Source organism: Brevundimonas sp. (genome assembly GCF_016463295.1).
GTDB lineage: Bacteria > Pseudomonadota > Alphaproteobacteria > Caulobacterales > Caulobacteraceae > Brevundimonas.
Genome location: NZ_JAEMRO010000075.1, coordinates 1 through 10,472, shown reverse-complemented (window position 1 = coordinate 10,472; position 10,472 = coordinate 1). Strand labels below are relative to the sequence as shown.

The 10,472-nt window shown below is 67.2% G+C and carries 10 protein-coding genes; 8 read left to right on the top strand and 2 right to left on the bottom strand.

The genetic code is table 11. From position 1 onward, the window contains the following. The 3 genes from JHC81_RS12090 to pth all read left to right on the top strand — a co-directional run. Positions 1–982, top strand: a 982-nt coding sequence (locus tag JHC81_RS12090; RefSeq protein ID WP_292175041.1) for a hypothetical protein, incomplete at its 5' end; no start/stop codon positions are given. Between the two features lie 155 nt (positions 983–1,137). Beyond that, positions 1,138–1,839 (top strand): 50S ribosomal protein L25/general stress protein Ctc, encoded by a 702-nt coding sequence (locus JHC81_RS12085; RefSeq protein WP_292175039.1) that lies wholly within the window; start codon positions 1,138–1,140, stop codon positions 1,837–1,839. Between the two features lie 75 nt (positions 1,840–1,914). Next, on the top strand, positions 1,915–2,535 hold the full coding sequence (gene pth, locus JHC81_RS12080; protein WP_292175038.1) for an aminoacyl-tRNA hydrolase: 621 nt from the start codon (positions 1,915–1,917) through the stop codon (positions 2,533–2,535). On the opposite strand, the gene JHC81_RS12075 is transcribed toward pth, so the two are convergent. Both JHC81_RS12075 and JHC81_RS12070 read right to left on the bottom strand, forming a co-directional pair. Further along, a complete protein-coding gene (locus JHC81_RS12075) occupies positions 2,532–4,115 on the bottom strand; it encodes a hypothetical protein (protein ID WP_292175036.1) in 1,584 nt (527 codons plus the stop codon). The genes pth and JHC81_RS12075 overlap by 4 nt on opposite strands. A gap of 20 nt (positions 4,116–4,135) precedes the next feature. Next, positions 4,136–5,566 carry a DUF4139 domain-containing protein gene (locus JHC81_RS12070; protein WP_292175035.1) on the bottom strand — a complete coding sequence of 477 codons (1,431 nt, stop codon included), beginning with the start codon at positions 5,564–5,566 and terminating at the stop codon, positions 4,136–4,138. A 120-nt stretch (positions 5,567–5,686) separates the two neighbouring features. Between JHC81_RS12070 and JHC81_RS12065 the strand changes: the two genes are divergently transcribed. The 5 genes from JHC81_RS12065 to JHC81_RS12045 form a co-directional block, all read left to right on the top strand. Then, a complete protein-coding gene (locus JHC81_RS12065) occupies positions 5,687–6,076 on the top strand; it encodes a DUF2946 family protein (RefSeq protein ID WP_292175034.1) in 390 nt (129 codons plus the stop codon). A gap of 92 nt (positions 6,077–6,168) precedes the next feature. Beyond that, positions 6,169–8,277: a TonB-dependent receptor gene (locus tag JHC81_RS12060; RefSeq protein WP_292175032.1), complete on the top strand. Its 2,109-nt coding sequence runs from the start codon at positions 6,169–6,171 to the stop codon at positions 8,275–8,277. After that, positions 8,267–9,613: a PepSY domain-containing protein gene (locus JHC81_RS12055; protein ID WP_292175030.1), complete on the top strand. Its 1,347-nt coding sequence runs from the start codon at positions 8,267–8,269 to the stop codon at positions 9,611–9,613. The genes JHC81_RS12060 and JHC81_RS12055 overlap by 11 nt, the downstream gene beginning before the upstream one ends. A 14-nt stretch (positions 9,614–9,627) precedes the next feature. Continuing rightward, the gene (locus tag JHC81_RS12050; protein WP_292175028.1) at positions 9,628–10,092 is read left to right on the top strand and encodes a copper chaperone PCu(A)C; all 465 of its coding nucleotides are present in this window, start codon (positions 9,628–9,630) and stop codon (positions 10,090–10,092) included. Between the two features lie 79 nt (positions 10,093–10,171). Continuing rightward, positions 10,172–10,472, top strand: a 301-nt coding sequence (locus tag JHC81_RS12045) for a GTPase (protein WP_292175026.1), incomplete at its 3' end; no start/stop codon positions are given.

The following is a 10,472-nucleotide window of genomic DNA, read 5'->3' as shown; positions in this document are numbered from 1 at the left end:
CCCCCCGCCCGTGCCCGCCGTCAGCCTGAACGAGGGGGTGGCCCAGGCCGCCTCCATCTATGTCACCTTCATGCGCGACGTCGGCTCGATCCAGGCAGGCTTCCAGGACGCCGAATCCATCCAGGCCGCCATCCGCAAGGGCGCGTCCTATGAGCCGGCCCAGCTGTCGCGCGGCATGATCGCCTATGGCTCGATCCTGGCGCTGCAGTCGCCGGAGTTCGTGCAGGGCGTCCGCACCTATGCCGCCGATCCGACGACGCGCCAGACCGTCATCAACAGCATCCTGTCCGACCCGGCCTATGCCGCCACCCTGCCCGGTGCCGATGCGGCCGCAGGCCTGATCGTCGACACCATCGGGCGCGATTCCGCTGCCATGATGGTGATCGCCAATGCGGTGGAAGAGGACGCCTATACGATCCAGGGCCGCTCCGACCCGCGCCGCCGCTGGGCCACGGTCCACATCCAGAACCGCGAAGTCCGCCTGGAAGGGGCCAAGGCTCTGTCCGCCGTGCAGATGCTGCCATCCGCCGAAGAATCCGCGCGCCTGTTCGCGGCGGCCAACTCCGGCTCAGGTCTGTCGGTCAGCCCGACCCGCTCCGGCCCGCCCTATACGCCCGCCGTCGTCCGTTCGCTGGCCCTGGCCGCACTGGCGGCTCTGGGGGCTGGCGGCGAGGACGCCCGCGCCAGCACCGAGGCCCTGACGGTCGAGCAGAACAGCGAGTTCTGCCTGAACATGTCCAAGCTGATGCTGTTCCAGTGCCTGGCCGCCTCGCGCCCCAGCTATGAGGACATCTTCTGCGTCGGTCGCCACGTCGCCCGCGATCTGGCCACCTGCACGGCCCAGACCCTGAACCCCGTCGGCATCACCGTGCCCGCCAGCAGCGTGGCGGACACGGCTGCCGGCCCTGTCCAGACCCCGATCGCGGCGGAAGCCGCAGCCGCTTCCACCTCGGCCACAGCGGCGCTGAACAGCGGCCGGTAAGCCCTGCGGGTCAGGTGGCGGAAAGTCCTCGCCGGCACTGTTGCGTCTCCGGACGCTTGCGTGTAATGACCCGCGCTCTTGAATTCAGGGTCTACCGACCCCGGCGCGCGGCCGAGAAACAGCCACGCGCCGCTTTTCGTTGTTGAGGCGAGGCCATGGCCGACATCATTCTGAACGTAGACGTCCGTGAAGGCGTCGGCACCGGTGGCGCCCGCGCCGCGCGTCGCGCCGGCCTGGTCCCCGGCGTGCTGTACGGTGGCGACAAGGCCCCCGTCGCCATCTCGGTGAACGAGCGCGACTTCCGCAAGTCGCTCTACACCGGCAAGCTGCTGGGCCATCTGGTCAAGCTGAAGTACGGCAAGGAGACCCAGTCGGTTATCGCCCGCGAGGTCCAGTTTGACCCGGTCACCGACCGTCCCCTGCACTTCGACCTGATGCGCGTCGACGAGAAGCAGACGATCACGATCGAAGTGCCCGTCCACTTCATCAACGAAGACCAGTGCGGTGCCTTCCGTCAGGGCGGCTCGCTGGAAATCGTCCGTCACGCCGTCGAAGTGAAGGTCCGCGCCGACCACATCCCCGAAGACCTGATCGTCGACCTGGCCGGTCACAAGCTGGGTGACACCATCCGCTGGTCCGACCTGAAGAACACCGGTGACGTCGAGCCGACTATCACCGACCGCGACTTCGTGATCGCCTCCATCAAGACCTCTTCGGCCGCCAAGGCCGCCGACGAAATCGAGGAAGCCATCGCCGAGGAACAGGCCGAGGCCGAAGCCGCCGCCATCGAGGCCGGCGACGTGCCCGCCACCGAGCAAGGCGACGAAGAGAACCCCGAAGACAAGACCGAAGACTGAACCCTTCGAGACGACAGTTGCGGCAACGGCCCATTCCGGTGACGGAGTGGGCCGTTTCCTTATCCGGAGCGCGCCATGATCATCATCGCCGGCCTGGGCAACCCCGGTCCGAAATACGAGAAGAACCGCCACAACATCGGCTTCATGGCCGTGGACGAGATCGCACGCCGCTGGCGCTTCGGACCCGAGCGGGCCAAGTTCCAGTCGGTGGTGCGTGACGGCGAGATCGATGGCACCAAGGTGCTGCTGATGAAGCCCCAGACCTTCATGAACGAGAGCGGGCGGGCCGTCGGCGAGGCGGCGCGGTTCTACAAGATCAAGCCGTCCGAAGTGATCGTCTTCCACGACGAGATCGACCTGGCCCCCGGCCGTTTCCGCATGAAGACCGGCGGCGGGGCGGCAGGTCAAAACGGCATCCGCTCTCTGATCAGCCACCTGGGGGCCGACTTCCGGCGTGGGCGGATGGGGGTGGGCCATCCAGGCGAAAGTCATCTGGTCATGCCGCACGTGCTGGGCGACTTTCACAAGGCCGAAATGGCCTGGCTCGATCCCATGCTGACGGCCGTCGCCGATGCCCTGCCATTCGCCGTTGTGGGCGAGGACGAACGCTATCAGGGCGAGGTCATGCGCCTGGCCCCCGCCCCCAAATTCAGCCCACGCCAGGCGGCGGAAAAGGCCGCTCGCGGCGAAAGCTAATCTTCGTACTCGATGGTGTAGGTCAGGGTGGTCCTGCCGCCCGCCGGTATACGCAGACGCCACGCCGGAAAGCCGCCTTCGGTGATGAGATGGCGAGCGCTGGAGCGGACAATGCGAAAGCCACGATAGGCCGCCTCACCCGGCCTGACCTCGATCTCGATCTGCTGAGGCTTGTCGTTGCGGATGGTGACGGCCACGGGGACGCGCTTGAGGCCCCCGGACCGCACCGCTTCGCCGGTTTCCTGCTCGACGGTCAGATCCATCGCCTCGCCAAAATACAGTTCGACAGGCAAACCGACGCCCTTGTCCTCGAACTTCGCCTGGCCCGTGAAGAGGGTCTGGCTGGTCTGGGCCTCAAACAGACTGACGCCGCCGCCCGGTAGTGGCAGGCCGAGCCCGGTCGCCGCTTCGTTGCGGAGACGCAGCATCAGCACGGGCTGTTCCGGCTCATCATCATTGTCTTCAAAGACGTCGACCGCATAGGTCCGGGTGAAGCGGACTTCGGCTTGCTCGAGAAACTGCACCTGTTTGGTCTGCCGCGCATTGACGTCGGTCGGTTCGGGCAAGGTGTAGATCTTGTAGTCGCCCAGTTCGCCGAGTCGGACGATCCGGCTGCCCGTCACGACGACTTCCTCGACGTCCGAGTTCGATAGGACTGGCGCGTTGGCGAGATACTCGACGACCCTTGATCTGCTGCCCGTGACAAGAATGTCATTCGGCTCCCCGATGCCTTGTGTCGTCGTGTCCAATGGCCAGCATCCTGGCGCGCGGGCGACGACCGCCGGCTCCACCGGCACGGTGTCCTCGTCGCGGTTCAGAGTGCCGGCCACGACCTGCACCGGTGCGTCGTCAAAGCCGGTGCCGCCAAAGTTGGCCAGGGTGATCCATCCCCTCAGCGACAAGGACTCTCCGTCCGGGTTCAGCCGCGCGACATAGTCCGCCGACCACTGCAGTCCCGTCGCCAGATAGGCCAGGGTCACCGTGTACCGTCCCGACGTCTCGGCCCGGGTGCGGATCGACAGCACCGGCTGGTCGCTGAGTCCCTCGGGCACGCGGTCGAACAGGATGCGCTCGGTCAGGCCGGAGCAGCTCAGCGTCTCCAGCCGGCCGTCGATCTCCAGCACTGTGCCGTTCGGGCCCGAGCGGACGATGGCGGCCTTCTCCTCCTGTTCGCCGGTGGCCGGATTGGTGCGCACCACGCGCACCACTTCGCCGACCGACCGCTGCAGCAGAGAGCCGGGGCTGAGCAGGTCGAAATCGGTGTTGCGCTCGATCACCTGCGCGGGCAGGCCGTCCAGCGTCGCGGTCTGGGGCACGATACCGGTGGCCACGCCGCGCAACCGGATCACCGCCTCGCCCGCCGGAAGATCGATTGTGCGTGTTTCGACGATCAGGGCCAGACCCTCTCGGGCCAGGTTGGGGTCGCCCTCGGACGATCGTTCCAGCAAGCGAGAGGTATCAACGGGACGATCGCGATAGATCACCACCGCGGTCCGCTCCGCGCCTGGCGAGACGACCTCGACCTGGGCCCGGACCGGTCCGGGCAGCGCCGCCCAGGCCGACGCCAGGGCGACAGCCATCAGCAGGAGCCGCACGACGATCAGCCGCCCGTGACGACGGTGGCGGTCAGGACCGTCTCGCCATTTGCCTGCACGGGCACGCGCCAGACGATGGTGTCGGCATCCTGCACCACACCCTCGATGGACTGGCCCTGCAGTTGGGTGTCGCGGCCCAGACCATGCTGGCGGACCTCGACGACGACGGCCTCCGAGCGGGCGTTGCGGACCGTGTATTCCATCTCAAACCGCGTCCGCCACCGGTAATAGGCGGGCTTGGGCGCCGCCTCGCTGGAGACCACGCGCGGCTGCACGGTGACGTCGAATGCCTGGCCCGTGGTGATGACGATGTCGGACCCGGCGGGCGTGTGGGCCACGCGATCCTCGCCGATGAAGCGCGGCTCGCCGGCCTCGTCATTGACATAGACGCGGGCGACGCCCGCCGGCAGTTGGGTGCCCACGCCAGAGGTGCGGCTGTTGGAGAAGATCACCGCGACGTCCGCCGCGCGAGCCTCCGTCTCGGTGGTGAAGCTGTCGGCTTCATACAGATATCGCTTCGATGCCGGTACATTAGCCACATCGATCAGGCCGACCTGTTTGGTCTGGTTGTTGGCCACGGTGACCGGCTCGGGCAGCGGATAGATATAGACGTCAGCCAAACCCTGCGCCCCGCCCTGCTCCGTCCCATTCCCCCGCGTTCCCGGTCGCACCGGCTGGGGATAGCCGCGGCCATAGGCGTTGTTGCCGCCATCATTGAGCAGGCTCACGTCACCCGCCACGACGCGCGTATCGGCATTGGCGAAGGTGACACCCGACTGATTGGTCAGGGTGATCCAGCCGGTCAGGTCCAGTCGCCCGGCGCGTTCGTCGAACCGGGCCACATAGTCCGCTTTCCACTGCAGACCCGTGGTCAGATAGGTCAGGGTCACATCGCGCTGTCCTGCCCCCTCGGCATCGAGGGTGACGCTCAGCGTCGGTCGCGGCCGCAGGTTGGCGGGAACTTCGTCGAAGATGACCCGGGTCGGCACGCCATCGTCGCGCAGCACCTCGATACGGCCGTCAACCTCAAGCACGACGCCCTGATTGGCAGCCAGGACTCTGGCCCGCTGCGTCTCCTGGGCCCCGCTACCCGGGTTTGTCCGCACGATGCCGATCTCGTCGCCGACGGCCGCCTGCATCAGCTTGTCGGGCGTCAGCAGGTCATAGTCGAAGTTCTGTTCCACCACCGACAGGCCACGCCCAGACAGACCGACCGTTTCGGGCCGGATGCTGGCCGACACACCCGGGAACTCGCGGCGGCTACGCCCTGCGGGCAGCGTCAGCTCCCGCACATCCTCCACCAGGGCGACATTCTGGTTATAGATGGTCAGGGACACACGGTTCGGCCCCTGCGATCCGTCCTGCGCCTGCTGGGCCATTGCCGGCATCGCCAACAGGCTCAGCGCCGTGCCTGTCATGAGAACCCAACGGATCATGCGAACCTCCCTCGTTGAGCGACCGTTTCATGCGGTCGGCGGACTGTCGACCCCACCGAACATGACAGCGGCCCTTCGCCACGGTTTTCAAATCGCCACGGCCCCGCTAAAGCCCCGTCCGTGAGCCGTTCCCGCGTCGAAACCTGGTCGATCGCCCGATCGCTGGCCTTCCTGGCCGCGGTCTTTGCGATCACGCTCGGCACCCTGTTGCCGTTCGGGGCCATGGCGGCGGCGACGCCGGGCCAGCCCATCGTCATCTGCTCGGCCGAAGGGCCCATGACCATCCAGGTCGGCGGCGACATGGACGGCCCCGGCGGCAAGACCCATCCGGCCAAATGCGCCGCCTGCGTCATGCCCCTGCCGGCGGTCCTGCCCGAGCCGCCGATCCCGGAGCCCTCGGCTCCGCTGCGGCTCGTCACGACCGTCGTCTATGCGCCGGCCTCGGCCAGCCCGCCGCCCCCGGCGCGCGCACCGCCGCGACCGCCTTCGACCGCCCCACCCACCGCCTGAACCAGACCCGCTGACGCGCTAGCCCCAAGGCCGCGTCAGACCCCGCGCCGCCACCCGGCCGCGCGGTATTTCTCTGTATTCAGGACTTACACATGTCTCTCAAGACCACCGCTGCGCCCTGCGCGCTGCTGCTCGCCGCCTTCGCTGCTACCCCGTCCATCGCGCTGGCCGAACCCCTCGCACCCCCGACCGAGGATCCCGTCACCACGCTGGACAGCGTGATCGTCACCGGCCGTCGCAATCCGGAGGACCCCGCCGTCGTGGCCGAGGCTCGCGCCCTCTTGTCCCGCACCCCGGGTGCGGTCGCTGTCGTCTCGTCGGAGACCTATCAGGACCGTTATGCCCTGACCTTTGCCGACACCCTGCGCAGCGTGCCTGGCGTCTTCGCCCAGCGCCGCTGGGGCGAGGAGGTGCGGCTGTCGATCCGCGGCTCGGGCATCGGCAATGGGGCGCACCTGCGCGGCGTCCTGCTGGCCCAGGACGGCGTGCCGTTCAATGCACCAGACGGCTTTGGCGAGTTTCAGGAGATCGATCCCCTGATCGCCCGCCACATCGACGTGTTCAAGGGCGGCAACGCCCTGCGGTTCGGCGGTGCTGCCCTGGGTGGTGCGATCAATGTGGTGACGCCGACGGGACGCACGGCCGCCAGCCAAAATCTGATCCGGGTCGAAGGCGGCAGCTTCGACACCCTTCGTGGCCATGTCGCCTTGGCTCGCGACTGGGGCGACTGGGACCTGTACGCAGCCGCCACCGTGGCCAGTTCGGACGGGTTCCGGGACAATCAGAGCTCGGACTCGAAACGGCTGACGCTCAACCTGGGTCGTTCGTTCGGCGAGGGGCGCGAACTGCGCCTGATCGTTCAGGGCAATGATCTGGACCAGTCGGTGTCGTCCGCCGTCACCCGCCAGCAGGCCCTGAACGATCCGACCGCCGTGCCGGCGAACAACACGACCCTGGGCTTTGCGCGTGACGTGAAATCCTTGCGGACCACCGTCCTGGGCCGCTGGCGCGTCGACGACAGCCTGTCGTTCGAAGGCGCCCTCTATGTGGTGGACAAGGATCTGTACCATCCCATCTCCATCGTCATCGACCAGAACAGCCTGCAATGGGGCGGCTATGGCCGTCTGGACTGGAACGGTCGGCTCGGCGGGATGCGGGCCGATGCCTATGCGGGGATCAGCTATCGCGGCGGCACGACCGACGCCTTCACATTCGTCGCGGCAGGCGGCGCTCGCCCCGGTGCCAAAATTGGTGACGCGGTTCAGGACGCGATAGGCATCGACGTCTTTGCCGAGGGTCGTCTGTTCGTGACCGATCAACTGGCCCTCGTCGCGGGCGGCAGCTATGGCCGGGCGGAGCGGGACTACACGAACAATCTGGTCGCCAGCAACAGTGCCGAGACTACCTTTGACTGGTTCGCGCCGCGCATCGGCCTGCTGTGGGAAGACGAGACGGGCACCCAGGTCTATGCGAACCTGACCCGATCGGTGGAGGCTCCCAGCTATGGAGCCCTGGTCCAGGGCAGCGTGCCGCAGTTCGTACCGGTGGATATCCAGGACGCCTGGACCGCCGAGATCGGCACACGGGGCCGTCGCGGACCCTTCACCTTCGACATCTCGGCCTATCGCGCCCAGATCGAGGGCGAACTTCTGAACTATATCGTCGATCCGGCTCTCAACATTCCCGCCGCCACCTTCAATGCGGGCGACACCGTGCACCAGGGGGTCGAGGCGGGGCTGGACTGGCGGATCATTGACAGCGCCGACGGTCGTCTGACCCTGCGCCAGACCTATGCCTGGTCCGACTTCTTCTTCGAGAATGACCCAGTCTATGGCGACAACCGCCTGCCGGTGGTGCCGGAACATCTATTCCGCGCCGAGCTGAAATACGCCCATCCCGCCGGATGGTTCGTCGCCCCCAGCGTGGAATGGTCCCCGACCGACGTGCTGATCGACTATGCCAATACCCGCAGCGCCGCGGACGGGACGCCGCTGACCGCGCCCGACTATGCCATCCTGTCGCTGAATGCGGGCTGGAGCTTCGACAATGGCGTGTCGCTGTTCCTGGACGCGCGCAATCTGACGGACGAAAACTACATCTCGACGGTCAATGCCGTGACCGATGCCAGCCGCGTCGCCAGCGCGGTCTTTGTGCCGGGCGAGGGGCGCTCGGCCTATCTGGGGGTTCGTTATGCATTCTGAGCCTGCGAACACCGCCCTGTCCGGCAGTTACCGCGCCGTCTGGCGCTGGCATTTCTATGCCGGTTTTCTGGTCCTGCCGTTCCTGATGCTGATGGCCCTGACCGGGGGGCTTTATCTGTTCAAGGCCGAGATCGACGATGCCGTCTATCGGCCGATGGCGGCGGTGGAGGCGCAGGCGAAACCCGCATCTCCGGACCGCTGGGTCGCCGCCGCCCGCGTCGGCACAGGTGGCGAGGTGACCAATGTGCTGGTGCCGGACAGACCCGATCGCGCTGTGCAGATGGTCGTGCGCCTGCCCGACGACAGCCGCCGCATCGCCTTCGTCGATCCTTACAGTGCCGAGCTGAAGGGCGTGACGGCCTATGTCGGTCTGACCGAGATCATCAAGCGGATCCACAGCCTGGAACAGTTCGGGCCGATCATGAACCTGGTGGTCGAGATCGTCGCGGGCTGGGCCATCATCCTGTTCGCCACAGGTCTGTTCCTGTGGTGGCCGCGCAAGCGGAACGTCGCCGTGACCACCCTGAAGGCCACCGATCCGAAGCGCCGCCCCTTCTGGCGCGACCTGCACGCCCTGACGGGTCTTTATGCGGGCGGGATCATCCTGTTCCTGGCGGTGACCGGCATGCCCTGGTCGTCCGTCTGGGGCGGGCAGGTGCTGAAGGCGATGAACGAGGCGGGCCTGGGGCGGCCCAAGGCCCCGTCCGCCGCCTCGTCCTGGGCCCATGCCGAACATGACGACAAGCCCAAGGGCGCGGGCTGGGCGCTGGAGCATTCCGGCGTCACCACCGATCACCAGATGGCCCCGCCGCGTCTGTCGCTGGTGATCGACCGAGCCGAGGCGATGCAGTTGCCGCGGCCCTATACCGTCTCCATCCCGGCCTCGGCCGACCGGGCCTATGCCGTGGCGCGCCAGAACGAACGGGTCCAGGACAGCCGCACCCTCTATGTCGACGGCACGACCGGCGCGCTTCGGGCCGACATCCGCTATGAACAGTACGGCTGGGGGGCCAAGGCCTTCGAATGGGGCATCTTCACCCATCAGGGCACCCAGTATGGCCAGATCAATCGCATCGTCATGCTGCTGGGCTGTATCGCCGTCTGGGTGCTAGCGATCAGCGGCCTGATCATGTGGTGGAAGCGTCGTCCGGCCAAGCGCGGCCTGTCCTTGGGTGCCCCGCCCGCCCCCACCGGCCTGCGGGCCCGTGCCGCAGTGCTGGGCATCGTCATTCCCCTCAGTATTTTCTATCCACTCACCGGGCTCAGCCTTCTGGCTGCACTGGCCATTGATCGCATCCTCACGCGGTTGGTGCGGCCCCGTCCGGTCGCGTCCTGAAAGGACCCCTCACCATGAAATACATTCTGATCCTCGCCGCCGCCTCGGCCACCCTGGCCGCCTGTTCGGCCCAGCCCGAAAACGTGACCCTGGCCGTAGTCGAGGCCACCGAGGCCGTTTGCCGCCCGACGCCCAACGGCCGCGACGTCACGGGCTGCTACGTCACCCTGACCGCCAGCCAGGGCGACCGGCTCATCTCCGTCGCCTCGCCATCGGCGGGGACGGCCGAGATCCACGAGATGAAGACCGAGGGCGGCATCATGCAGATGGCCGAGCTGCCGGATGGCCTTCCCCTGCCCGCTGGCGAGGCGGTCAGTCTGAAGCCTGGCGGCAACCACATCATGCTGATGCAGGTGAAGAGCCCGCTGGCGGCGGGCGACACCGTCTCGCTGACGCTGACGTTCGAGAAGGCGGCTCCGCTCGGCGTTCGCGCCGCGGTCGGTCAGCCCGCGCCCGCCGGAGGCCACACCGGCCACTGACGTCGCAATCACGCGCGAGCCTGACAAACGGCATCGAACCGTCTAAAGGCTCGCGCTCATTGCAAACCATCGGAACGTCATGGCCCTGAAAGTCGCGATCGTCGGCCTGCCCAACGTCGGCAAGTCCACCCTGTTCAACGCCCTGACGAAGACGGCGGCGGCCCAGGCCGCCAACTATCCGTTCTGCACGATCGAGCCGAACACCGGCGACGTCGCCGTGCCCGAGCCGCGCCTGGATGTCCTCGCCGAGATCGCGGGGTCTAAAGAAATCATCCCCTCGCGCATCACCTTCGTCGACATCGCCGGCCTGGTGCGCGGCGCGTCCAAGGGCGAGGGTCTGGGCAACCAGTTCCTGGCCAATATCCGCGACTGCGACGCCG

What these genes read in the sequence shown, in the direction of transcription:
- JHC81_RS12085 (WP_292175039.1), top strand. Translation starts at nt 1,138, where the DNA reads ATGGCCGACATCATTCTGAACGTAGACGTCCGTGAAGGCGTCGGCACC.
- pth (WP_292175038.1), top strand. Translation starts at nt 1,915, where the DNA reads ATGATCATCATCGCCGGCCTGGGCAACCCCGGTCCGAAATACGAGAAG.
- JHC81_RS12075 (WP_292175036.1), bottom strand. Translation starts at nt 4,115, where the DNA reads ATGGCTGTCGCCCTGGCGTCGGCCTGGGCGGCGCTGCCCGGACCGGTC.
- JHC81_RS12070 (WP_292175035.1), bottom strand. Translation starts at nt 5,566, where the DNA reads ATGATCCGTTGGGTTCTCATGACAGGCACGGCGCTGAGCCTGTTGGCG.
- JHC81_RS12060 (WP_292175032.1), top strand. Translation starts at nt 6,169, where the DNA reads ATGTCTCTCAAGACCACCGCTGCGCCCTGCGCGCTGCTGCTCGCCGCC.
- JHC81_RS12055 (WP_292175030.1), top strand. Translation starts at nt 8,267, where the DNA reads ATGCATTCTGAGCCTGCGAACACCGCCCTGTCCGGCAGTTACCGCGCC.
- JHC81_RS12050 (WP_292175028.1), top strand. Translation starts at nt 9,628, where the DNA reads ATGAAATACATTCTGATCCTCGCCGCCGCCTCGGCCACCCTGGCCGCC.